The 22,898-nt window shown below is 70.5% G+C and carries 21 protein-coding genes; 8 read left to right on the top strand and 13 right to left on the bottom strand.

The window, feature by feature from the left end; translation table 11 throughout:
- Positions 1–47 precede the first annotated feature (47 nt).
- Entirely contained in the window at positions 48–2,462 is a 2,415-nt protein-coding gene (locus V2S04_RS02655) for a polysaccharide lyase 8 family protein (protein WP_413636968.1), read from the top strand.
- Between the two features lie 87 nt (positions 2,463–2,549).
- Here V2S04_RS02655 and V2S04_RS02650 read toward each other — a convergent pair whose 3' ends face one another.
- The 6 genes from V2S04_RS02650 to V2S04_RS02625 form a co-directional block, all read right to left on the bottom strand.
- Positions 2,550–5,990, bottom strand: coding sequence for a bifunctional proline dehydrogenase/L-glutamate gamma-semialdehyde dehydrogenase (locus V2S04_RS02650; RefSeq protein ID WP_413636967.1), 3,441 nt, complete (start codon positions 5,988–5,990; stop codon positions 2,550–2,552).
- A gap of 120 nt (positions 5,991–6,110) precedes the next feature.
- Positions 6,111–6,407, bottom strand: a complete 297-nt coding sequence (locus V2S04_RS02645; RefSeq protein WP_413636966.1) for a hypothetical protein — start codon at positions 6,405–6,407, stop codon at positions 6,111–6,113.
- A 66-nt stretch (positions 6,408–6,473) separates the two neighbouring features.
- Positions 6,474–6,755 carry a hypothetical protein gene (locus tag V2S04_RS02640; protein ID WP_413636965.1) on the bottom strand — a complete coding sequence of 94 codons (282 nt, stop codon included), beginning with the start codon at positions 6,753–6,755 and terminating at the stop codon, positions 6,474–6,476.
- Positions 6,752–7,126: a hypothetical protein gene (locus V2S04_RS02635; protein WP_413636964.1), complete on the bottom strand. Its 375-nt coding sequence runs from the start codon at positions 7,124–7,126 to the stop codon at positions 6,752–6,754. The genes V2S04_RS02640 and V2S04_RS02635 overlap by 4 nt, the downstream gene beginning before the upstream one ends.
- Positions 7,119–7,754: a hypothetical protein gene (locus tag V2S04_RS02630; RefSeq protein WP_413636963.1), complete on the bottom strand. Its 636-nt coding sequence runs from the start codon at positions 7,752–7,754 to the stop codon at positions 7,119–7,121. The genes V2S04_RS02635 and V2S04_RS02630 overlap by 8 nt, the downstream gene beginning before the upstream one ends.
- On the bottom strand, positions 7,754–8,455 hold the full coding sequence (locus V2S04_RS02625) for a hypothetical protein (RefSeq protein WP_110555113.1): 702 nt from the start codon (positions 8,453–8,455) through the stop codon (positions 7,754–7,756). The genes V2S04_RS02630 and V2S04_RS02625 overlap by 1 nt, the downstream gene beginning before the upstream one ends.
- 140 nt (positions 8,456–8,595) lie before the next feature.
- On the opposite strand from V2S04_RS02625, the gene V2S04_RS02620 reads away from it, so the two are divergent.
- Together V2S04_RS02620 and V2S04_RS02615 are read left to right on the top strand one after the other, a co-directional pair.
- Entirely contained in the window at positions 8,596–9,489 is an 894-nt protein-coding gene (locus tag V2S04_RS02620) for a LysR family transcriptional regulator (RefSeq protein WP_413636962.1), read from the top strand.
- A gap of 32 nt (positions 9,490–9,521) precedes the next feature.
- Positions 9,522–10,166, top strand: coding sequence for a DUF6226 family protein (locus tag V2S04_RS02615; protein ID WP_413636961.1), 645 nt, complete (start codon positions 9,522–9,524; stop codon positions 10,164–10,166).
- Position 10,167: 1 nt separating this feature from the next.
- Here the strand turns inward: V2S04_RS02615 and V2S04_RS02610 are convergent, their stop codons facing one another.
- From V2S04_RS02610 to V2S04_RS02595, 4 genes are read right to left on the bottom strand one after another with little or no spacing between them, the layout of a single operon-like run.
- On the bottom strand, positions 10,168–11,061 hold the full coding sequence (locus V2S04_RS02610; RefSeq protein WP_413636960.1) for a DNA-methyltransferase: 894 nt from the start codon (positions 11,059–11,061) through the stop codon (positions 10,168–10,170).
- Positions 11,040–12,089 carry a biotin/lipoate A/B protein ligase family protein gene (locus tag V2S04_RS02605; protein WP_099195898.1) on the bottom strand — a complete coding sequence of 350 codons (1,050 nt, stop codon included), beginning with the start codon at positions 12,087–12,089 and terminating at the stop codon, positions 11,040–11,042. Before V2S04_RS02605 ends, V2S04_RS02610 begins: the two co-directional genes overlap by 22 nt.
- Before the next feature lie 9 nt (positions 12,090–12,098).
- Positions 12,099–12,965, bottom strand: coding sequence for an alpha/beta fold hydrolase (locus V2S04_RS02600; protein WP_413636959.1), 867 nt, complete (start codon positions 12,963–12,965; stop codon positions 12,099–12,101).
- A 35-nt stretch (positions 12,966–13,000) separates the two neighbouring features.
- On the bottom strand, positions 13,001–13,744 hold the full coding sequence (locus V2S04_RS02595; RefSeq protein ID WP_340086018.1) for a copper homeostasis protein CutC: 744 nt from the start codon (positions 13,742–13,744) through the stop codon (positions 13,001–13,003).
- Positions 13,745–13,843: 99 nt separating this feature from the next.
- Between V2S04_RS02595 and V2S04_RS02590 the strand changes: the two genes are divergently transcribed.
- From V2S04_RS02590 to V2S04_RS02570, 5 genes are all read left to right on the top strand, one after another.
- Entirely contained in the window at positions 13,844–14,275 is a 432-nt protein-coding gene (locus V2S04_RS02590) for a MarR family winged helix-turn-helix transcriptional regulator (protein WP_413636958.1), read from the top strand.
- On the top strand, positions 14,272–15,630 hold the full coding sequence (locus tag V2S04_RS02585; protein WP_413636957.1) for an MFS transporter: 1,359 nt from the start codon (positions 14,272–14,274) through the stop codon (positions 15,628–15,630). The genes V2S04_RS02590 and V2S04_RS02585 overlap by 4 nt, the downstream gene beginning before the upstream one ends.
- Before the next feature lie 90 nt (positions 15,631–15,720).
- Positions 15,721–15,987, top strand: a complete 267-nt coding sequence (locus V2S04_RS02580; RefSeq protein ID WP_413636956.1) for a hypothetical protein — start codon at positions 15,721–15,723, stop codon at positions 15,985–15,987.
- A 29-nt stretch (positions 15,988–16,016) separates the two neighbouring features.
- A complete protein-coding gene (locus V2S04_RS02575) occupies positions 16,017–17,876 on the top strand; it encodes a BCCT family transporter (protein ID WP_413636955.1) in 1,860 nt (619 codons plus the stop codon).
- Positions 17,877–18,007: 131 nt separating this feature from the next.
- Entirely contained in the window at positions 18,008–19,585 is a 1,578-nt protein-coding gene (locus V2S04_RS02570; RefSeq protein WP_413636954.1) for a molybdopterin-dependent oxidoreductase, read from the top strand.
- Between the two features lie 83 nt (positions 19,586–19,668).
- Here V2S04_RS02570 and rocD read toward each other — a convergent pair whose 3' ends face one another.
- From rocD to V2S04_RS02555, 3 genes are all read right to left on the bottom strand, one after another.
- On the bottom strand, positions 19,669–20,889 hold the full coding sequence (gene rocD / locus V2S04_RS02565; protein WP_340086006.1) for an ornithine--oxo-acid transaminase: 1,221 nt from the start codon (positions 20,887–20,889) through the stop codon (positions 19,669–19,671).
- Positions 20,886–21,764, bottom strand: coding sequence for a dimethylargininase (ddaH, locus tag V2S04_RS02560; protein ID WP_099195903.1), 879 nt, complete (start codon positions 21,762–21,764; stop codon positions 20,886–20,888). The genes rocD and ddaH overlap by 4 nt, the downstream gene beginning before the upstream one ends.
- A 150-nt stretch (positions 21,765–21,914) precedes the next feature.
- Positions 21,915–22,898 carry an NAD(P)-dependent alcohol dehydrogenase gene (locus V2S04_RS02555; RefSeq protein WP_413636953.1) on the bottom strand — a complete coding sequence of 328 codons (984 nt, stop codon included), beginning with the start codon at positions 22,896–22,898 and terminating at the stop codon, positions 21,915–21,917.

Genomic DNA, 22,898 nt, shown 5'->3' with positions numbered 1-22,898 from the left:
CTTCATCGCGACTCCTAACGTCGCTGCCAACGACCGAAGGAGTTCGCATGTTCACCCCCTCTCGCCGCAATGTCCTGCAGCTGGGCGGCTTCGCGCTGGCCTCAGCTGTGCTGTGGGATGCCGGCCGTCCGCTGACGGCATCGGCGTCGCTGAAGCCGCTGAGCGTCGGCGTTCCCGAGATCGAGGCGCTGCGCATCCGTTGGGTCGAGACGCTGACCGGCCGCGGCATCATCAGCGGCTCTCCCGCCACCTTCGCCTCGGCGATCGCCCGACAGGATCGGGGCACCGACGCCCTGCTCGCGAAGATCAGCCCGACCGCCACCCGCTACTTCTCGGATCAGGACTGGTCGATCGGCGCCACCGAGATCGCGAAGTCCAACGCCATGCGCATGAACTACTCGGGCATCCAGAGTCTCGCCGTCTCCTGGTCGACCCCTGGTTCGAAGCACGAGGGATCGGCCGTCGTGCTCGACGCCGCGCTGCGCGGACTCGCCCACATGCACGAGCGGGTCTACAACCCCGACACGCAGTGGTGGGGCAACTGGTGGTCGTGGAACATCGGTGCCGCCCAACCCCTGGCGAACACGATGTCGCTGCTGCACGACGAGCTCGAGCAGGCCGAGATCGACGCGTACTGCGCATCCATCGACCACTTCATCCCTGGTCGCGACCCACGCATGCAGCTTCATCCGACGGGGCCGCAGGAGTCCGACGGCGCGAACCGCGTCGACATCTGCCAGGCGATCATCGTGCGGGCGATCGCACAGCCCGATCCCGACCTGCTGCGCGCCGCGGTGGCCGCGCTGAGCGACACCTGGCAGTACATCACCGAGGGCAACGGGTTCTTCCGGGACGGCTCGTTCGTGCAGCACTCCACGATCGGCTACACCGGCACCTACGGGCTGGTGCTGCTGGGCGGGCTGGCGAAGCTCTTCGCCCTGCTCGCCGGCACCCCGTTCGACGTCACCGACCCCAGCCGGTCCAACGTCAGCGGATTCGTGGAGAGCTCGTTCGCGCCGCTGATGTTCCGCGGCCAGATGATGGACGCCGTGCGCGGGCGAGCGGTCGCCCGGTATGCCGAGCGCAGCATCAGCAACGGAAACGACCTCATCGAGCACACGCTGCGCCTCGCCCAGTCCGCCGACGCTGCGACCGCGGCACGCTGGCGCGGGCTCTGCCGGCAGTGGATCGAGAGCAACTCCGCGGCGAACATCACCACGACCACGAGCATCGTGCGCCTGTCGCTGGTCACCGAACTGCTGAACTCGGATGCGGTGGCCGTCGCGGACCCGACCGGCCCCCGGCTGTTCCCGGCGATGGACCGGCTCGTGCACCGTGCCGCCGACGGCTCGTGGGCCCTCGCCGTCGCGATGTGCTCGAACCGGATCGCGTGGCACGAGGGCACCGAAGCCGAGAACTTCGAGGGCGTGAAGACCAGCCAGGGAATGACCTATCTGTACCTGCGCGGCGATGAGGATCACTTCGACGACGAGTTCTGGTCGACCTCCGACCTCGCGTCCCCTCCGGGCACCACGGTCGACCTCACCCCGCTGCCACGCAACCCGGAGGGCGAGTGGGGCGAGCGCACACCGGCCAACGAGTGGACCGGCGGTGTCACCTTCGAAGACACCGCGCTCGCCGCCATGCACCTGGTCGCTCCGGGAGGGACGGGTCTGGTCGCGCGCAAGGTGTGGTTCACGCTTCCGGATGCCTATGTCGCGCTGGGCTCGGACATCTCCACCGCGAGCGACGGCGAGGTGCGCACGACGATCGAGCATCGCAACCTGGGCACCTCGGCGCGCCGACTGGTCGTCGACGGCGCTGCCGTGACCACGCCGCAGACCGTGTCCGGGGCACGGTGGGCGCATCTGGAGGGCGTCGGCGGCTACGTGCTTCTCGACGGTCCGGTCGATCTCCTCGCCGGGGTCGACGAGCGCGAGGGCACCTGGCGCCGCAACAGCACCAACGCCGCGGCCGGCACCGAGGTGCTGCGCCGCCGGTGGTACGGCACTCTGAGCCTGTCGCACGGCGTGGGAGGGCAGGCACACGGCGGATACGCCTACGCCGTGCATCCGGGTGCCGACGCCGAGACGACTGCAGCAGCCGCCCGCTCCGGTCGCTTCCGCGTGCTGCGCAACGACGAGGTGGCTCAGGCGATCCAGCACTCCGGCCACGTGACCGCCGCCGCGTTCTGGAAGGCGGGCGCAGTCGGCGCTCTCACCGCCGACCGTGCTGCCTGTGTGATCGCCCGCATCACGCCCGGCATGGTGCGCATGTCGGTGAGCGACCCGACGCACAGCGCCACGACACTGGTGATCGATGTCGCCCAGACCGCGGTCACCCGCGTGAAGGGAGCCGACGCCGCCCGCGTCGCACTCGCCCGCCGCGGCGACGGCATCCGGCTCACCATCGACACCGCCGGGACGGCGGGGACGACGCTGGAGTTCTCGCTGCACCGCTGATCCCCGAGCTGAGCGCCCTCGGGTGGGCCCGAATGGCCGCCTCATACGCCGAGAGGCGGCCATTCGGGACCAGCCGGCGCGAGGGACTCAGCGCACGGGCTCGAGCAGCGGGATGTCGTAGCGGTGCGGCGTGCCGAAGCGGTGCGCGGTGATCGACACGGCCTGCTCGCGCAGGAAGGTCAGCATCTCCACCCGCCCCGCGGCGACGACCGGGTTCGCGTAGATCGCTAGGCTGGGCGAGCCGTCGACGGCAGCGGCGGTCTCGATCACAGGAGCGCCGATCAGACGCACGCGACCGCCCGCAGCGGCCAGGCGGCGCGCGTGGCCGGCCCACGCCTGAGCGCCCTCGGTCACCACGACGACGTCGTGCGAGCCGAGCCAGGTCACCACGGGTGCGGGCAGAGCGACCGACGTGCTCACCGTCACCCGGGCGCGCAGGCGCACGCCTGCGGCGGCGACGCGCAGCAGCTCGGCGACGTGTGCCCCCTCGTGACGGATCGTGACGGGCAGCGCCTGGTAGCGCAGCGCGTTCTGCTCGGTGACCAGGCCCGTGGCATCGCGCACCACGCCGAACTCGGCCGCGAGGGCGTCGATGTCGGTGGCCAGCGCGCCGCGCAGCCACTCGGCCTCCGCACCCTCGACCAGGGCGACGGCCGACGACGCGAGGGCGTCGAGCGAGGTGCTGGTCTGCACCGGGGCATCCGTCCAGTCCGAGAGTCCGACGAGGTAGTTCGGGCCGCCGGCCTTGGATCCGGCGCCGACGGCGGCCTTCTTCCAGCCGCCGAACGGCTGGCGCTGCACGATGGCGCCGGTGGTGCCGCGGTTGACGTAGACGTTTCCGGCCTGGATGTTCGCGAGCCACTGCTGCACCTCGTCGACGTCGAGGGAGTGGATGCCGCTGGTGAGGCCGTAGTCGATGTCGTTGACGATGTCGATCGCCTCGGTCAGCGACTCGGCGGTCATCACGCCGAGGACGGGGCCGAAGTACTCGACCTTGTGGAACTCGCTGCCGCGCTGCACGCCGTCGCGGATGCCGGGGCTCCACAGCCGACCGACCTCGTCGAGCTTCTCGGGCTCGAGCATCCACGACTGGCCCGGGTGCAGCTCGGTCAGGGCGCCGAGCAGCTTGCCCTCTGCCGGCCCGATCAGCGGTCCGATGCGGTTCGAGCCGTCCTCCGGGGCGCCGACCTGGTAGGCGCGCACGGCGTCGACCAGCTGGCGGCGGAAGCGCTCCGACTTCGCGACCGAGCCGACGAGCACGACGAGCGACGCGGCCGAGCACTTCTGACCGGCGTGACCGAAGGCCGAGTACGCGACGTCCTTCGCGGCGAGATCGAGGTCGGCCGAGGGGGTGACGATGATCGCGTTCTTGCCGCTGGTCTCGGCGAGCAGTGGCAGGTCGGCGCGGAAACCGCGGAACAGCTCGGCGGTCTCGAACCCGCCGGTGAGGATGACCCGGCCGACAGCCGGGTCGCTGACCAGCTGCTCGCCCAGCGAGCGGCCCTCGAGCTGCACGTACTGCAGCACGTCGCGAGGCACGCCGGCCTCCCACAGCGCCTCGACCATGACCGCGCCCGAACGGCGCGCCTGGCGGGCGGGCTTGATGATCACCGGCGAGCCGGTGGCGAGAGCCGACAGGGTGGAGCCGGCGGGGATCGCGACCGGGAAGTTCCACGGCGGGGTGACGACCGTGAGCCCGACGGGCTGCATGACCGCACCGTCGACGTCGGAGAGCTTCTTGGCGCTCTCGGCGTAGTAGTGCGCGAAGTCGATCGCCTCCGAGACCTCGGGGTCGCCCTGCTCGATGACCTTGCCGGCCTCGGACCCCATGACCTCGAGCAGCTCGGCACGGCGGGCTTCCAGGATGTCGCCCGCGCGGTGCAGGATCTCGGCGCGGCCGGCGGCGCCGAGCGCGCGCCAGGCCTCACCGGATGCCACGGCCGTGGCGATGCGCTCGGAGAGCTGCTCCGCCGTGCTGAGGGTGTTGGCGGCGACGGTGTCGTCGCCGAGGGTCGAGGCGACCATCCTCGAGCGGATCCCGTCGGCCCAGGCGCGGTTGCCGGCCAGCGAGGGGTCGGTGTCGGGGGTGTTCGCGAAGCCGTCACGCGGCGCCGGCTCGGCGGGCAGCCGGCGATCCTGGGTGCGGTTCGCCGCAGGCACCTCGGCCGGGATCGTCTGGATGGATGCCAGGAAGCGCTGCTTCTCGCGCTCGAACAGCGCCGGGTCGGTGTCGAGGTCGAACACCGCCGACATGAAGTTCTCGTGCGACGCACCCTCTTCGAGGCGGCGGATCAGGTAGGCGATCGCCACGTCGAACTCGTCGGGGTGCACGACCGGGGTGTAGAGCAGCAGCGAGCCGACGGTGCGCTTGACGACCTCGGCCTGGGCGGTGGCCATGCCGAGCAGCATCTCGAACTCGATGCCCTCGGTGACGCCGCGCTTCTTCGCGAGCAGCCAGGCCAGAGCGATGTCGAACAGGTTGTGTCCGGCGACGCCGATGCGCACGTTGCCGACGTGCTCGGGCCGCAGCGAGTACTCGAGCACCGCCTTGTACGACGAGTCGGACTCCTGCTTGCTCGACCAGGTCGCGAGCGGCCAGCCGTGGGTCTCGGCGTCGACCGTCTCCATCGGCAGGTTGGCGCCCTTGACGACGCGCACCTTGATCGGCGCACCGCCCGAGGCGACGCGGGCGGCGGCCCACTCCTGCAGGCGCATCATCGCCGAGAGGGCGTCGGGCAGGTATGCCTGCAGCACGATGCCCGCCTCGAGGTTCTTGAACTCGGGGCGGTCGAGGATGCTGGTGAAGACCGCGATGGTGAGGTCGAGGTCCTTGTACTCCTCCATGTCGAGGTTGATGAACTTCGATCCGCGCTCGGCGATCCGGTACAGCGGCAGCAGGGCCTCGGCGGCGTCGGCTACGGCCTCGTCGAACGCCCACGGGCTGTGCGGCGCGACGGTCGAGGAGACCTTGATCGAGACGTAGTCGACGTCATCGCGCTCGAGCAGGCGACGGGTGCCCTCGAGGCGGCGCTTGGCTTCCTCCTGACCGAGGATCGCCTCGCCGAGCAGGTTGATGTTGAGCTTCACGCCCTGCGACTCGCGGATGTGCTTGATCGCGGCGCCCAGCTTCTCATCACGCGCGTCGACGATGAGGTGACGCACCATCTGACGCAGCACGGCGCGGGCCGACGGCACGACGACGCCGGGCACGATGCCGGCGGCGAAGCCGCCGAGGCCGATCGCTCCGCGCATCGGCGCGGGCAGGAAGCCGGGGGTCAGCGGCACGAGCTCCTTGAGCTTTGCTGCGGCGACCTTGAGGTCTTCGGGGCGCACCACGCCGTCGACGAAGCCGACGGTGAAGTCGAGGCCCTTCGGGTCGCGCAGCACGCCGGCCAGGCGCTGGCCTGCCGCGTCCGTCGGCACGTCGCGGCTCTCGACGAGCCACTTCTTGACGAGGGCGACGGCGTCATCGCCGAGTGCGGCGAGTTCGTCGATGGATGCTTCGTAGGCGGGCGCAGGGGTGCTCATTCCTACAGGATGCCCGTCTCCACTCTGCAAGAAAAGCGATCATTCACGATGATGACCATTCGGTTTTGGCGAAGAGTCCCCGCCAGGCGGCTGCGGGGATCATGCTGAGCTTCGACCGCCTCAGCGCCAGTTGTAGGTGAACGCCCAGTACAGCGCGGCGAGCGCATCGTCACCGAGTTCGGGGTGCCTGGCTGCCATCACGGCCTGCGCCTTTCGGCCGCCTTCGGCGAGAGTGGTCGCAGACCAGTCGACCTCGATCGCCATCATCTCGGCGACGGCTGCCCGCACGCGCACCAGCACGTCGGCGGCGTCACCGCCCGCCGATGCGACGACAGCGCCCTCGTCGGCCTTCGGAAAGGGCGAACGCCCCCTGCCGAGGTAGTCGATGATCGCCCGGCTCAGCGTCTCGTCTGTCACGCCATCCCTCTTTCCGCGTCGAGCAGGCCGACGCCAGCGGCCGACTGTGCGGCCCGGCGAGGCCGATCAGGCCGCCGGGATCTCCGGCGGATCAGGAAAGTCGATTCCCAGCGCCGCCTCGAGGGCGTCCAGATCGGGCAGCTCCTTGCGAGCGTGGTCATGGGAGATCACTTGGGGGAAGCTGAATGCGCCGACCTCCCAGTACGCGCCGCAGAATCGGCAGCGCCGCACCTCGGCCATGTACTCCATGCTCTCGCCGATCGCGATCGGCTTCGCTGCCGGGGCGTAGGTGGCCCAATAGCCCGAGCACACCTCGCACGAGCCGGGATAGCGACCGCTCGCCGTCATCGCGATCGGATCTCGTTCAGCAGTGCCTCGTCGATCGCGAAGCCCGTCGTCGGGGTCCGCACGAGAAGTGCGTGACCGGGAGCGACGCCGCGAACGACGTCGATGCCCTTCATCGAGACGGCGTACTGGGCGAGATCCGTGGCGACCCGCACCGCGACGAGCGAGTCGCAGACCAGCATGTGAGATACGCCGTCGACGTCGATGAGCACGGGCTGCAGCGGTCCCTTGGCAGGATCGCTGCCACTCGGAACCACCACCACGGTCTCGAGGAAGCCGTTGATCAGAGCATCGTGCTCGGCCTGCCCGCCCGCGGCCGCTTTGGCGGCGAGAGCGTCGATCAGCAGGGGCTCGGACCCACTCGGCTCAACCATAGATACCGAGAATATCCCACACGCCGCCCTCGCCCAGCTGGAAGACGACAGTGCCCTGAGGAAGCGGCGTGCCGCCGTCGACCACGAACTCGCGCGTGGCGTTGGGGTAATGCACGCCATTGATGTTGACAGCCGTGTGTCCGCCGGGCAGATAATGCAGGAAGCCACCGGCGTCCTCCGACGTCGGCAGTCTCTGCGGCAGGTGGTCGACGGGGATCATGGCGCCGAAGATCGGCTTGCCGTTCATGGCCGCCTCGGTGACGTTCGGCGCCATGCCGCTCTCGATCGCGGCGTCGATCGGGCTCGAGACGTTCACCGCATCCTCCGACGGCATCATGAAGACCGCACTGCCAGGACGACCGAGGGTCGCGTTGTCGCCCGTGTAGTACTTCAGCTGGTCCTCGCCGAAGAAGCGGACACCGTGGGAGTACGACGGCCCGTTGCCGCCACCGCCGCCTCCGTGACCACCGGGCGGGTCGAACTTGTCGATGCCGCGCACCTCCCGCACGACGGTGTCGAAGTGGTCGGTGAGGTTGTCGGTGAGCTGGTGCAGCTTGTCGCGGGAGTGCGCGAACCCGTCGAGCACGGCCTGTCGCAGCTCGCGGAAGATCGGCTTGAGCGCGCTCATCAGTCGTCGCCTCCGAAGTCGAGGGCCGAGAACTCAGCGAAGAAGGTGGTGGTGAGGGTCTGGATGTCGGACCCGTGCACCTTCATGGTGGACTGCGCCTCCTCGAGGGCGTTCAGGTCTGCCTGGAACTCGTCCGAATCGCCGACGGAGGCCTCCACCAGGGGCGCATCGAGGATGGCGTCGATCACTGCCGGCAGCTGCTGCGCCATCGGCTCGATGACCGCCGGAGCCAGCTGGTTCAGCAGCTGCTCGACGGCGATGTCGACCGCGGCGTTCAGCAGCTTCTTCTTGATGATGAGCATCGGGCCCGCGCCCACCGCCGAGATGGGGTTGGTGAGCATGGCGACGAGCGCGACCATCGTCGTCGTGACGTCGACGATGACCTTCATCTTCAGCGCGAGGATGGCTGCGGCGCCGACATCCATCGCGACGGCGGCCGGCGGCATCAGGTCGATCAGCTTCTGCAGGTTCTGCGAGCGGTTCGTGTTCCAGGCGCTCATCGTCGCGGGACCCGTCCGCCCCATGAGCGAGGCGGTGAGCTCGCTGTTCATCTGACGGTCGACGGCCTGCACGATGCCCTCGAGGTCGTCGCCGAAGTTGCGCACGAGCACCGCACCCTTGCGCACCTCGTCCTCATCGATGTCGGGCCATTCGAATCCGAGCTTCTCCATGATCCATACGAGCTCGTTCGGCAACATCATCCCCACGGCACACCTCCTGCAGAAACCCTAGGGGGTGCCGTGTGGATGCTGCGATGGGGACGACTGCCCATGCGGCCGCGTCGCCGCAGGTGCCGAACCTAGGATGAACCTGTCGCGTCCCCCGCAGAAAGCAGGCTCAGGTGTTCGAACTGCGTCGCCTCCGGCTGCTGCACGAGCTGGCACTGCGTGGCACGATCGCCGAGGTCGCGGCATCCCTCTCCTACTCCCCCTCCACCGTCTCGCAGCAGCTGGCAGCGCTCGAGAAGGAGGCCGGAGTGTCGCTGCTCGAGCCCGACGGCCGCCGGGTGCGGCTGACCCCCCAGGGCCGGATGCTCGCCGAGCACGCCGCGAGGGCGCTCGAGCTCGACGAAGAGGCACGCGCGGCGCTGACCGCCCACGCGGGATGGGAGCCGGTGCGCATCGCGGCGATGCCCACCGCCGCGCAGACCATCGTCCCCGCGGCGCTGACCCTGCTGGCTCGGCGCCAGCCCGAGCTGCGGGTCGAGCTCGCCGAGCTGCCGCCGGAGGAGAGCCTGTTCGAGCTGTGGGCGCGCCGCTTCGACCTGGTGATCGCCGAGCAGTATCCGGGCCACACGCGCGAGCAGCGCGACGGTGTCGTGCACGAGCTGCTGGGCCAGGATCCGATCCGCATCGTGCTGCCGCCCGGCGAGCATCCGGCACCCCTGCACGAGCTGCGCGATCGCGCCTGGGTGATGGAGCCCGAGGGAACGGCCGTGCGGCAGTGGACGGTGCAGCAGTGCCGGGCCGCAGGGTTCGAGCCCGACGTGCGATTCGAGGCCGCCGATCTCACCGCGCACGTGCGCCTGGTGGCATCCGGCCATGCCGTCGGCATGCTGCCCGACCTGATCTGGGGTGACGAGCCGAGCCCGCTCACCGTGGCAGACCTGCCCGGATCGCCCGTGCGCGAGGTGTTCACCGCGGTGCGCGCGGCGTCGCGCAGCCATGAGGCGGTCGATCTCGTGCGCACCGCGCTGCACGACGCGTTCACCGCCCACCGACGCGTCGCCCCGTAGCCGATCGACTGCCGCTGCGCGAGGATGAGCACATGTCCTCGTACCTGCGACCCGCGATCGACTCCCCCGTGTTCCGCGACGACGACAACCAGGTGATCGACTACGGATGCCGGTGGCCGGACTCACCGCCCGACGACGCCTACTCCGTCGATCGCCATCCCGAGCGCTTCGCGCCCCTGCACCGGGTCGCCGACGCGCTCGTCGCCCATCTGCGCGCGGGATTCGACGTCACCGTGCAGGAGGGCATCGAGGTCACCGACGATCTGATGCACCCGCACCCGCACCCGCAGGTGGTGCGCGCGGTGCGGGTGCGGCCGAACGACCCGGAGTGCGCCGCGCTGACCTTCGTGTTCACGGACTACCCGGGCATCCTGCTGCACGCCGGCCTGCTGCACGACTTCGCATACCCTTCCTGCGGATGCGAGGCCTGCGACTCGGAGTGGACGACCGAGGCCGACGGGCTCGAGCAGCAGGTGCTCGCCGTCGCCGGCGGCGAGTACCGGGAGAGCATCACCCGCGGCGTCCGGCCGCGGGTCGAGGTGTCGACGACCTACCCGAACGGCTCGTCGTCCGGCGAGTCCCACGCCGAGGACTTCCCGGCCGACAGGCTCGCCGCGGCGATGCCGGTGCTCGCCGGCCGGACGGGCGCGTGGGCGCCGTGGCCGCCGCGGCCCTGACTCACACAGCGCGGACGACGGCCTGGGGCATCCGCTCTCGCATCACCCGGATCGCTTCGGGGTTGTCGTCGACGAGCACGGCATCCCGGCCCAGAGCCGAGGCGACCGCGCCCGTCGTGCCGGAGCCGGCGAACAGATCCAGCACCCGGTCGCCGGGTCGCGAGGAGGCCTGCACGATGCGGCGCAGGATGCCCTCGGGCTTCTGGGTCGGATAGCCGGTCTTCTCGCGCCCGGTGGTCGGCACGATCGTGTGCCACCACACGTCGGTGGGCAGCTTGCCGCGCGCGGCCTTCTCGGCGGTGACCAGGCCCGGGGCCATGTACGGCTCGCGGTCGATGTCGTCGGCGTTGAACACGTGCCGTCCGGGGTCCTTCGCGTACACCAGGATCGTGTCGTGCTTGGTGGGCCAGCGGCTGCGCGACTTCGCGCCGTAGTCGTACGCCCAGATGAGCTCGTTGAGGAAGCAGTCGCGCCCGAACACGGCATCCATCATCACCTTGGCGTAGTGCGCCTCACGGTAGTCGAGGTGCAGGTACAGCGTGCCGTCGTCGGCCAGCAGCCGCCACGCCTCCTCCAGCCGCGGCATGAGGAAGTCGCCGTAGTCGTCGAAGCGGTCGTCGAACGTGCGCAGCATGCCGCGCACCCGCTCGTACGAGTGCCCGTGGAACCCGTAGCGGATCTCCTTCTCGGCATCCGGTTCGTCCTCGCCGCCCGCTCGGCGGGCGGTGACGACCTCGCGGCCGCGGGTGCGGCCGGTGTTGAAGGGCGGGTCGAGGTAGACGAGGGTGAAGGATCCGGATGCCAGTGACCCGGCGACCTCGAGGTTGTCGCCCTCGATGATCTCGACGGCGCCGATGTTCGGGCTCGCGCCCGTCACGGAACGCGGTGCAGCCACGCGTCGGTCGCGAACTTGCTCTCGACCAGGGCCTCGGCGTCGGCGTACTCGTCGGCGGTGATCGCGCCGTCCTCGGCGCCGGTGAGCCCGCGGAACGTCGTCTTGAAGCGCTCGATGATCTCGGCGCGCTCCATGCCGGTCTGCGTGCGCAGCGGATCGACGCGCTTGGCCGCCGAGGTGGTGCCCTTGTCGCTGAGCTTCTCGCGCCCGATGCGCAGCACCTCGGTCATCGTCTGGCCGTCGATGTCGTACGAGATCGTGGCATGGTGCAGCACGCCCCCGTTCGCCAGGCGCTTCTGCGCGGCGCCGCCGATCTTGCCGGTGGGCGAGGCGATGTCGTTGAGCGGCTGGTAGGTGGCCTCGATGCCGACCGATCGCAGCGCGTGCAGCACCCAGTCGTCGAGGAAGGCGTACGAGTCGGCGAAGGTCATGCCCTGCACGAGCGCGGCCGGCACGTACAGCGAGTAGGTGATGATCTGACCGGCGGCCATCATCATCGCGCCACCGCCCGAGATGCGGCGGACGACGTCGAAGCCGTGCTTGGCGGCTCCCTCCGGGTCGACCTCGTTGCGGTACGACTGGAACGACCCGATCACGACGGCCGACTCGTCCCACTCCCAGATGCGCAGCGTCGGACGGCGACGCCCCTCGCCGACGCGCGAGGTCAGCACCTCGTCGAGCGCGAGATTCATCCGCGGCGACACGGCCTTCTCGTGCACGATCTCCCAGTCGAAGTCGCGCCAGCCGGGAGCGGTCACCAGCGCGCGGCGCACCACCGTGCCCACCGCGTCGGGCGAGAAGCCCAGCAGCTGAGCGCCCTCGGGAAGCGCCGCCCGCACGGCGGCGGCGATCGTGGCGGCGTCGGCCTCGACCGGCATGCCCTCTACGGCCGAGTTGATCGCCTCGAGCGCCGTGTCGGGCTCGAGGAAGAAGTCGCCCGCGAGGCGGAAGTCGCGGATCAGCCCGTCTTCGACCTCGAGGTCGACCACGACGAGCTTTCCACCGGGAACCTTGTACTCACCATGCACCCGTCCAGCTTAAGTGCGCACCGGGGGTATGCGCTTGTCGAGCCAGGCGAGCAGATCGGCGCGCACGTCGTCCTGCTGCAGCTCGTTGAAGAGCTCGTGACGCGCGTCGGGATAGACGAGCGTGGTCACATCGGTGAGACCCGACCGGCCGCGGTACGCCGCCGCGAGCCGGTGCACGCTGCGCGGACCGCCGACGGGGTCGTCGCCGCCGACCATCAGCAGCACAGGGACGTCGTGGCCCAGGTGGCGCTTCGGCAGCCCGTACAGCCGGGCGGCCTCGACCGGCCCGAAGAGCGTGAGCAGCGGCACCTCGGTGGTCAGCGGATCGTCGTGGAACGCCGCCCAGATCGACTCGTCGCGCGAGAGCCACTCGAGTCCGTCGGCATCCGGGCCCTTCCATCGCGCGTTCAGGGGCCTCGGGTTCAGATCGGTCGGGGTGCGCAGAGCCGAACCGGTGAGCACGACCGCGTCGTACGCCTCGGGATGCCGGTTCAGCAGCATCTGCGCCAGAAAGGACCCCCACGAGTGCCCGAGCAGAACGAGCGGGAGCTCCGGATGCTCCTGCCGGATGATGCCGGTGAGCTGCCAGCACGCGTCGACCGCGGCGCGCAGACCGCCCGGGCCGAGCCGGCCCAGCCTCGCCGGTCCGCCGTGCTGCCGGATGCCGGTGCGGCCGTGCCCGCGGTGGTCGTCGGCGTAGACGTGCAGACCGGCGCGGGTCAGTGCATCGATCGTGCGGACGTAGCGGCCGGCGTGCTCGCCGACGCCGTGCAGCAGCTGCACGACGCCGCGCGCGGGACCGACGGCCTCATGGACGTCGTAGACGATGGCGATGCCGTAGGCATCGACGAACTCAGCGGTGCGCGAGGCGGACATGTCTGCGAGTCTACGGACGACCCCGCCCGAGCGCCTCAGGCCGCCTGCGTCTGCGCGAGCGCGGCGACGATCGAGCGCGCGGCGTCGAGGTCGGTGACCTCGTGACCGCCGACGCCGTCGCTGGCCGACCCCAGACGCACACCGCTCTCGGCGGTGATGGTGCGCTTGGCCGAGAAGTGCACGGCGTCGACGCCGGCGCCCGCCACGGTGACGACGTCGGCGGCGGTGATGCCGCTGCCCGCCATCACCTCGATGCCTCCCGCGGCCTCGCGCACCAACGCGCGCAGGATGTCGAGCCCGTCAGCCGCGCGCGAGGCGCCGCCGGAGCTGAGGATGCGGCTGATCCCGAGATCGCGGGCGAGGTGCAGCGCCGCGAGCGGATCGGGAGTGGTGTCGATCACGCGATGCACCGTCACGGGGGCGCCTGCAGCCGCGTCGCGAAGTCGGACGAGTCCGTCGCGGTCGAGTGCGCCGTCGACTCCCTGGCATCCGATCACCACGCCGTGCGCCCCCGCGGCGAGCGCATCGCGCACGTCGCGCTCCATGACCGCGAACTCGTCGCGGTCGTAGTGGAAGTCGCCCGCACGGGGGCGGATGAGCACGTGCACTTCGGGCCCGCCCTCTCCGCCGGCTTCGAGAGCGAACTCGATCGTCGCCCGCGACGGAGTGAGTCCGCCCAGCGCGAGCGCCTGCGTCAGTTCGATCCGCGCGGCGCCGATCTCGCGCGCGATGCGCATGCCGGCGGGGTTCTGAACGGCGACCTCGAGCTCGATGGGCATGAGAATTATTTTCGCACTGGGGAAGCCGAATGGGGAGTTCCCGGGCGAAATTTTCATCTCGACCCTGATGTCCGAAACGTTAGTTAGGCTATCTAAATAATGACCGACGACTTCGATGACTCCTCCGCCGAGCTGCGCTACGCGCTCTTCCGCCTCACCCGCCGCCTTCGATCCGCGCGCGCGCTCGACGCCATGAGTGATGCGCAGCTCGCCGCTCTCGGCGCCCTGCGCGCGCATGGCCGCCGCACGCTCTCCGCGCTCGCAGAGCACGAGCACGTCACCGCGCCCACCATGAGCGCGACGGTCAACGGCCTCGCCGAGCTCGGCCTCGTGGTGCGCGTGCCCGACGACGACGACCGGCGCCGGGTGTACGTCGAGCTCACCGCCGAGGGCGAGAGCGTCGTGGCCGAGACGATCCGCAAGCGCAACCGGCTGATGGCGGATCTGATCGACGCTCAGCGATTCGACGACGGCGAGCTCGCCGTGCTGCACGAGGCCTCCGCGCTGCTGAGAAGGATGGCAGACGCATGAGCACGACCTCCTCCGGCATGTTCCGCTCGTTCCGCAGCTTCAACTACCGCACCTGGTTCCTCGGCGGCATCATCTCGAACATCGGCGGCTGGATGCAGGCCACCGCACAGGACTGGGTGGTGCTCACCGAGCTGACCGACAACGATGCGACCGCGATGGGCGTCACCATGGCGCTGCAGTTCGGCCCTCCCCTCGTGCTGGTGAGCCTCACGGGCTGGGTCGCCGACCGGTTCGACCGGCGCCGAGTGCTGCTGTGCACCCAGACCGCGCTCATGCTGCTCGCCCTGGGGGTCGCGGCGCTGCTGCTGACCGGGGTGATGACGCTGCCGCTGATGTTCATCTTCGCCGCGGCGTTCGGCGTCGCCAACGCGTTCGACGCACCGGCGAGGCAGGCGTTCGTCTCCGACATGGTGAGCCTGGAGGACACGTCCAACGCCGTGGCCCTGAACTCGGCGGCCTTCAACATGGCACGCCTGGTGGGACCGGCGGTCGGCGGCATCGCCATCGTGCTGCTCGGCTCGGGCTGGGTGTTCGTCGCCAACGCGGTCACCTTCCTGGCGATGATCATCGCGCTGTCGCTCATCCGGGTGCACGAGCTGATGCCCCGGGTGAAGAGCAGGCGCGGCGGCGGACTCGGCGAGGGCTTCCGCTACGTGTGGGGGCGTCCCGACCTCCTGGTCGTGTTCGTCATGGTGTTCCTGATCGGCGCCTTCGGCATGAACTTCCCCATCTTCGCCTCGACCATGGCGCTCGAGTTCGGCCGTGACGCCGACGGCTACGGCCTGCTCAGCTCGGTGCTCGCCATCGGCTCCCTGGCCGGAGCCCTGCTCGCCGCCCGACGCGACCGCGCCCGGGTGCGGGTGCTGGTGATGGCCGCGGGCGGGTTCGGCGTGGCATCCCTCGTCTCCGCCGTGATGCCCAGCTACTGGACGTACGCGGCCGTGCTGATCCTCGTCGGCTTCTCGACTGTCTCGATGCTCACCACCGCCAACGGCTACGTGCAGACGACGACCGACGCCGCGCTGCGCGGCCGCGTGCTCGCGCTGTACATGGCGGTGATCATGGGCTCCACGCCCATCGGCGCCCCGATCGCCGGCTGGATCGTCGACGCGTTCTCGGCGCGCACCGCGATCGCCGTGGGCGGCGTCGCGGGGATCGTCGCCTTCGGCATCGGCGTCGGCTGGATGCTGTGGTCGGGCCGGCTGCACCGCCGCGCCGGGCGGCGCTTCCAGCTCACGCTCGACGAGACCCGGCCGCTGTCGGTGATCAAGGCCATGGATCCGGCCTCGTACGACGACCGCACGGCGGCGACCACACCGATCCGGCTCGCCGAGCCGCGCGACGACCGGGGCTGACGCAGCCGTTGTCGGCGTCGCGGGTCCGCGCGCACCCGCGCACTGTCAAGGGGGTGTGAGCGGCCCCCGCTTCCCGCCTACCGTCTCGGCATGAACGAGCAAGAGCGCACCCCGAAGTACGGCTCTCCCGACGGGCAGCATCCGCACGTCCCCGGTCACGACCCGCTGGGCAGCGGCATGCCGCGGCAGCCGGAGTTCCGGCAGGCGCAGCCCACCGCATCCACCGGCTCCTCCACGGGTGCCGACGACGATGCCCCTCTCGGCGGCGACGAGAACACCGAAGACCAGCTGACGGCCGACACGGCCGTCGAGCGCGACGCCCTGAAGGCGCTCGACCCCGACGACACCCCGGCATGAACCCGCCGGACCCCGGTACCGTGGACGACATGAACGCGCGCGAAGACGAGTCGGACGCGGGCGAGGGCTCGACGAAGCGCACGCCTCAGGTGCTGCGGTGGGTGTTCTGGCCCGCCGCCGTCATCGTCGTGGTGTTCGCGCTGTTCGCTCTGCTGCTGCCCGGTGTCGCCGAGACGGCGTTCCAGGCCGTGCAGACGAGTATCGTCAACGCGTTCAACTGGTACTACGTGCTGATCGCCGCATTCTTCGTCGCGTTCTGCCTGTTCCTCGGTTTCAGCCGCTTCGGCGACATCAAGCTGGGGCGCGACGATGAAGAGCCTGAATTCTCGCTCATGAGCTGGTTCTCGCTGCTCTTCGCGGCCGGCATGGGCATCGGTCTCGTCTTCTACGGCGTCAGCGAGCCGCTCTCGCACTTCACGAACCCCCGTCCGGGCGTGGAGGGCACGCCGGCCCAGCTGGCGCAGGCCGCCCTCGGCCAGACCTATCTGCACTGGGGCGTGCACGCCTGGTCGATCTACGTGGTGATCGGCATCGCGCTCGCCTACGCGATCCACCGCCGCCGTCGTCCCATCTCGATCCGCTGGACCCTCGAGCCTCTGCTCGGCAAGAAGGTCGAGGGCGCGTGGGGCCACGCGATCGACGTGATCGCTCTGGTCGGCACGCTGTTCGGCGTTGCGACCTCGCTCGGCCTCGGCGTGCTGCAGATGAGCTCGGGGCTGCACACGGCGGGCATCGCCGACCCCGACGAGACGACCCAGGTCGTGCTGATCCTGATCATCTCGGTCTTCGTGCTCATGTCGGTGCTCTCGGGCGTGACCAAGGGTATGAAGTGGCTCTCGAACGCGAACCTCGTGCTCGCGGGGCTGCTGGTCGTCTACCTTCTCGCGGTCGGGCCGACCGAGTTCCTCCTGCGCGATTTCGTGCAGTCGATCGGCTACTACATCCAGAATTTCGTCGGCCTGTCGTTCAACGTCAGCGCCTTCCAGGGCACCGAGGGCGAGCAGTGGCAGTCGTCGTGGACCTCGTTCTACTGGGGCTGGTGGATCTCGTGGGCGCCCTTCGTCGGCATCTTCATCGCCAGGGTCTCGAAGGGCCGCACCGTGCGCGAGTTCGTCGTCGGGGTCATCCTCGTGCCGACGCTGCTCGGCATCCTGTGGTTCGCCGTGCTCGGCGGATCGGCCCTCGCGCTCGAGCTCGCAGAGCCGGGCACCCTGACCGGCCCCGAGGGCGCGGTCGACCTGCAGGGGGCCCTGTTCACGCTGCTGCAGAACGTGCCGGGTTCGTTGATCGTCAGCGTCGGCGCGATCCTGCTGCTCGCGATCTTCTTCATCACCTCGGCCGACTCGGGCGCGCTGGTGATGGGGATGATCGCCACCGGCGGCAAGCCGGAGCCACAGCGCTGGATCCGCACCTTCTTCGTGGCGGTCACGGCACTGCTGGCCATCGCGCTGCTGCTGTCCGGTGGGCTCACCGCCCTGCAGACCGCGGCCATCACGATCGCCCTGCCGTTCAGCGTCGTGATGCTGCTGATGTGCTGGTCGACGGTGGTCGCGTTCAGCCGCGAGCGTCGCGCCTACGAGAAGGCCGAGCGCGCGCAGTTCATCGACAAGATCGGCGACTACTACGGGCTCGAGGTCGAGGCCCACGATGCCAGCGGAGTCTTCGGCGCGCAGCCGCGGTGGATGCGCCGGCTGCAGCGCACCTTCGGGCTGCCGGTCGCGCCGGCCGATCCGGTGCGGGTGACGCCAGGTGCGCTGTCGGCCGAGAGCCACGTCGATTCGACGCCGTCGACCCTCGACGTCGATGAGCTCATCGCCGAGGACGAGCTCTCGGGCCTCGACGATCCGGATGTGCGGCCCCAGGACTCCGGCCCGTTCCTGAAGGACTGACGCCCCCACTCCGCGAGACTTCTGTTCCAGCACGACACCGGGCGCTGTGCCTCCCGTCTCATGCCGGAACAGAAGTCTCGGGATCAGGGGGAGGCGGGGCGGGGCGGGTTCGGCGCGCGTAGCTTTGACACATGCAGGCTGCACTCCGACGACGAACGATGGCGGCCCTCGCGGGCATCGCCGCAGCGACGATCGGCGCGGGCTCCGGCGAGCTGCTGGCCGCGCTCTTCGCCCCCTCGGCGAGTCCGTTCGCGGTGGTCGGCGGCGCTCTCATCGATGCCGCCCCCGCCTGGGCGAAGGACACCGCGATCGCCTGGTTCGGCACCGCCGACAAGGTCGCCCTTCTCGTCGGCATCGCGATCGTGCTGCTCGCGCTCGCGTCGGGCGCGGGTATGGCCGAGGCGCGGTGGGCTCGTTCGGGGGTCATCGCGCTGATCGTCGTCGGCGTCGCGGTCGGTATCGTCGCCCTCACCAGGGCGGACGCGGGGCTGCTGGCGTGGATTCCCTCGATGCTCGCCGGTGCGGTCGCCGCGACCGCCCTGCGGATGCTGGCCAGCAGCGCGCCGTTCGACGATGCGACCCTCGACGATGCGACGCACGACGTGCCGGTCGAGTCGACGGCATCCGGAACGGCCGCCGGGCCGACCAGACGCCGCTTCCTCGCGTGGGCGGGCGGCACAGCGCTCGTCGGCGTCGCCCTGGGCGTCGCGGGCGCGCTGACGAAGGCCGGTTCGGCGGCGGTCTCGAGCGTGCGCGACGCGATCCGCCTGCCGCGACCCGCGACCCCCGCACCCTCCGCGCCGGCGGGCGCGTCGCTCGACGTGCCAGGGCTGTCGCCGCTGATCACCCGGAACCGCGACTTCTACCGCATCGACACCGCCCTCATCGTGCCGACCGTCGACCCCCGCGAATGGCGACTGCGCATCCACGGCATGGTCGCCGACGAGGTCACCCTGACGTGGGACGAGCTGCTCGCCCTGCCGCTCACCGAGCGAGCGGTGACGCTCTCCTGCGTGTCGAATCCGGTCGGCGGCGACCTGGTCGGCAACGCGGTCTGGCTGGGATACCCGATCCGGGAGCTGCTCGCCCGCGCGGCGCCCGATGCCGACGCCGACATGGTGCTGTCGACCTCGGCCGACGGCTTCACCGCCGGCACGCCGCTGGAGGCTCTGACCGATGACCGGGATGCCCTGCTCGCGATCGGCATGAACGGCGAGCCGCTGCCGCTCGCGCACGGATTCCCCGTGCGGATGGTCGTGCCGGGGCTGTACGGCTACGTCTCGGCGACGAAGTGGGTGACCGACCTCGAGGTGACCCGCTTCGACCGCGCCCGCGCCTACTGGACCGATCGCGGATGGTCGGAGCGCGGGCCGATCAAGCTGCAGTCCCGCATCGACGTGCCCCGCGCGGGGCGCACGATCGAGCCCGGCGAGTCGGTGATCGCGGGCGTTGCCTGGCAGCCCGGGACCGGTGTGTCCGCGGTCGAGGTGCAGATCGACGACGGTCCGTGGGAGCGGGCGGAGATGGCATCCGCTCTCTCCGACGACACCTGGGTGCAGTGGCGTCTCCCCTGGCGCGCCGAGCCCGGTGACCACCGCATCCGCTGCCGCGCGATCGCGGCCGACTCGACCGTGCAGACCGACGCGATCGCCCCGCCCGCGCCCGACGGCGCGAGCGGCTGGCACACGATCACGATGACCGTCGCCTGACGCCGAGAAACCACTCTCAGCGTGAGAAACACGCGCGAGCGCGGTTCGTCATGCTGAAAGTGGTTTCTCAGCGCGGCGCGGGGTCAGCCCTCGAGCACGAGGCGCAGCTGCTCGACTGCCCAGTCGAGCTCGGTCGCCCGGATCACCAGCGGCGGGGCGATGCGGATCGTCTGGCCGTGCGTGTCCTTGACGAGCACGCCGCGCTCGCGCAGCTTCTCGGCGATCTCACGGCCGGTGCCGTACGCCGGGTCGATGTCGACGCCTGCCCACAGACCGGCGATGCGCATCCCGCTGATGCCGTGGCCGATCAGCGGTTCGAGAGCGGATGCCAGGTGCGCCCCGAGCTGACGGGCGCGCTCCTGGAACTCGCCAGTGCTGAGCATCTCGACGACCTTGCGTCCGACGGCAGCGGCGAGCGGGTTGCCGCCGAAGGTCGAGCCGTGCTCGCCGGGACGGATCACGCCGAGCACGTCGCGGTCGCCCACGACGGCCGAGACGGGAAGGATGCCGCCGCCGAGGGCCTTGCCCAGCAGGTACAGGTCGGGCACGACGCCCTCGCGGTCGCAGGCGAACGTCTCGCCCACCCGACCGAGACCGGACTGGATCTCGTCGGCGATGAACAGCACGTTCTTCTCGTCGCAGATCTCGCGCACGCGGCGCAGGTACCCCTCGGGCGGGATGATCACGCCGCCTTCACCCTGGATGGGCTCGATGAGCACCGCGGCGGTCTCGTCGGTGATCGCGGCGGCGATGGCGTCGGCGTCGCCGTACGGCACGGTGTCGAATCCGGGCGTGTAGGGCCCGAAGCCGTCGCGCGCCTGCTCGTCGTCGCTGAAGCTGATGATCGTGGTGGTGCGGCCGTGGAAGTTGCCGGCCGCGACGATGATGCGCGCCTGACCCGATGGGATGCCCTTGACCCGGTAGCCCCAGGCGCGGGCGACCTTGATGCCGGTCTCCACGGCCTCGGCGCCCGTGTTCATCGGCAGCACGAGGTCCTTGCCGCACAGCGTCGCGAGAGCGGCGGCGAAGGGCTCGAGCTGGTCGTTCATGAACGCGCGGCTGGTGAGCGTGACGCGACCCAGCTGCGCGATGAGCGCCTCGACGATCGCCGGATGCCGGTGGCCGAAGTTGACGGCCGAGTACGCGGCCAGCAGGTCGAGGTAGCGCTTGCCGTCGGCATCGCTAACCCACACGCCCTCGCCCTCGGCGACGACGACGGGCAGCGGGTGGTAGTTCTCGGCGACGTGGGGCTCGGGGCTCGCTCCCTCGCGGAGCACGGTCTCAGTCTCGATCGTCGACATCATGCACCGCGCAGTTCGAGGGTGCAGCACTTGATGCCGCCGCCGCCGAGCAGCAGCTCGGAGAGGTCGACGGTGATGGGGTTGTAGCCGCGCTCGCGCAGCTGCTTCTCGAAGCCCGTGGCCCGCGGCGAGATGATCACGTTGTACCCGTCGCTGGCCGAGTTCAGGCCGAACACGGCGCCGTCCTCGTCGGAGACGAGGATCGCATCCGGAAAGCGCTCCTCGAGGATCGCGCGGCTGGCGTCGTCGAAGGCGCCGGGCAGGTAGGCGATGTTGGCGCGCTCCGGCCCGCCGTTCTCGACGCCCTGCACCGGGTCGAGCACGGCGATGGCCGTGTCGAGGTGGTAGAAGCGCGGGTCGATGAGGTTCAGCGAGACGACCTCGCGTCCGAACACCTCGCCCACCTCGCGGTGGCTGTCGCCGGTGGAGCGGAAGCCGGTTCCGGCCAGGATGACGTCGCCGACGAGCAGGAAGTCGCCCTCCCCCTCGTTGACCTCGGCGGGCATGACGGTGTCGAAGCCGTTGGCGCGGAACCAGTCGGCGAAGGCGGGGGCCTCGCCCTGCCGCTCGACGAACCGGAACTCGGGCACGTAGGCGCGGCCGCCGATGACGAAGCCGCCGTTGGCCGTGTAGACCATGTCGGGGTAGCCGGCGAGCGGCTCGATGAGCTCGACGTCGTGGCCCAGCTCGACGTACAGGTCGTACAGCTTCTGCCACTGCGCGACGGCCCTGGCGGTGTCGGTGGGCCGGGTGGGCTCCATCCACGGGTTGATGGAGTAGTTGACCGTGAAGTGCTCGGGACGGCACATCAGGTAGCGGCGGTGGTGAGCGGTGCGGGTCGCGGTGTCGGTCACCGACGCGGTTTCAGGCGTGGACATGAGTGCTCCTCAGGAAGGTGCGGCGGACGCTGTCCAGGGGCCTGGCGGAAGTTCGACCCACCGCTCCGATTCGGAACGCGGGGAAGATGCGACACAGGCACGCCGCATCCATTTTTGCATCCGGATGCCCTCAGCCGCCACCCGCGCGCATCACTCCGCGACGCGCACGACGACCTTGCCCACCGTGTGCCCCGCCTCGACGTGCGCGAGCGCGTCACCGGCATCCGCGAACGCGTACTGCCGCTCGATCAGCGGATGCAGTCGCCCGGCGGCGACGAGATCCAGCAGCGCGGTGAGGATCTCGGGGCGGGTCTTGGCCGTCAGGGAGCGGATGCGGCGGCTCGAGCCGATGGAGAGCAGCGCGCCCCTCAGCATCCGCGGCACCGGTCCGAGCACCCGCCCGCCGTCGCCCCCGACGAGCACGACCGAGCCGCCGTCGCGCACGAGGCGACGCAGCCGGCGCAGCGGGGCCCCGCTCGCGATCTCGATCACGGCGTCATAGCCACCGGCCGGCAGCGAGGTCAGGGGAGCCTCCCGATCGACGACCGAGGCGCCGAGCGCTTCCAGTGACACGCGGTTGCGTGCGCTGCACGTTGCGTGCACGTCGGCTCCGCGCAGTCCCGCCAGCTGCACCGCGAACGTGCCGACGCCGCCCGAGGCGCCGAGCACGAGCACCCGCTGCCCGCCACCGACCTCGGCCGCGTCCAGTGCCTGCCACGCTGTTCCCGCGGCGATCGGCAGGGTCGCGGCATCCAACGTCGACACGGATGGCGGGCGCGCGGCCAGCCGCGCGGCGGGCGCGACCGCGTACTCGGCGAGCCCTCCCCCGCCCGGCAGCTCGACGACCACGTCGTCGCCGACGCGCACGATGTCGACATCGGACCCCCGCGCCACCACCGTGCCCGCCACGTCCATGCCGCGGACGGGGTTGCGCGGGCGGCGCAGGCCGAACACCGGCCGCACGAGCAGCGGGTCACCGCGCATGATCCGCACGTCACCCGAGTTCAGCGCGGTGGCGTGCACGCGCAGCAGCACCTCGCCCTGGCCGGGCTCGGGAACAGCCCGCTCGGCGAGACGCACACCCGAGGCCGGGCCGTATCCGTCCTGCACCCAGGCGCTCATGGTCGCGGTCAC

Origin of the sequence: Microbacterium sp. OR21 (genome assembly GCF_047306785.1) — a bacterium.
In the GTDB taxonomy this organism is placed as follows: Bacteria; Actinomycetota; Actinomycetes; order Actinomycetales; family Microbacteriaceae; genus Microbacterium; species Microbacterium esteraromaticum_E.
Note: the sequence above shows the minus strand (reverse complement) of the source record. Positions and strands in the feature narration are given on the sequence as shown.

Coding starts and splice junctions, on each gene's coding strand:
- V2S04_RS02640 (WP_413636965.1), bottom strand. CDS start 6,755: ATGACGGCGAGCGGTCGCTATCCCGGCTCGTGCGAGGTGTGCTCGGGC.
- V2S04_RS02650 (WP_413636967.1), bottom strand. CDS start 5,990: ATGAGCACCCCTGCGCCCGCCTACGAAGCATCCATCGACGAACTCGCC.
- V2S04_RS02580 (WP_413636956.1), top strand. CDS start 15,721: ATGAACGAGCAAGAGCGCACCCCGAAGTACGGCTCTCCCGACGGGCAG.
- V2S04_RS02615 (WP_413636961.1), top strand. CDS start 9,522: ATGTCCTCGTACCTGCGACCCGCGATCGACTCCCCCGTGTTCCGCGAC.
- V2S04_RS02655 (WP_413636968.1), top strand. CDS start 48: ATGTTCACCCCCTCTCGCCGCAATGTCCTGCAGCTGGGCGGCTTCGCG.
- V2S04_RS02625 (WP_110555113.1), bottom strand. CDS start 8,455: ATGATGTTGCCGAACGAGCTCGTATGGATCATGGAGAAGCTCGGATTC.
- V2S04_RS02595 (WP_340086018.1), bottom strand. CDS start 13,744: ATGCCCATCGAGCTCGAGGTCGCCGTTCAGAACCCCGCCGGCATGCGC.
- ddaH (WP_099195903.1), bottom strand. CDS start 21,764: ATGTCCACGCCTGAAACCGCGTCGGTGACCGACACCGCGACCCGCACC.
- rocD (WP_340086006.1), bottom strand. CDS start 20,889: ATGATGTCGACGATCGAGACTGAGACCGTGCTCCGCGAGGGAGCGAGC.
- V2S04_RS02635 (WP_413636964.1), bottom strand. CDS start 7,126: ATGGTTGAGCCGAGTGGGTCCGAGCCCCTGCTGATCGACGCTCTCGCC.
- V2S04_RS02600 (WP_413636959.1), bottom strand. CDS start 12,965: ATGTCCGCCTCGCGCACCGCTGAGTTCGTCGATGCCTACGGCATCGCC.
- V2S04_RS02570 (WP_413636954.1), top strand. CDS start 18,008: ATGCAGGCTGCACTCCGACGACGAACGATGGCGGCCCTCGCGGGCATC.
- V2S04_RS02630 (WP_413636963.1), bottom strand. CDS start 7,754: ATGAGCGCGCTCAAGCCGATCTTCCGCGAGCTGCGACAGGCCGTGCTC.
- V2S04_RS02575 (WP_413636955.1), top strand. CDS start 16,017: ATGAACGCGCGCGAAGACGAGTCGGACGCGGGCGAGGGCTCGACGAAG.
- V2S04_RS02590 (WP_413636958.1), top strand. CDS start 13,844: ATGACCGACGACTTCGATGACTCCTCCGCCGAGCTGCGCTACGCGCTC.
- V2S04_RS02585 (WP_413636957.1), top strand. CDS start 14,272: ATGAGCACGACCTCCTCCGGCATGTTCCGCTCGTTCCGCAGCTTCAAC.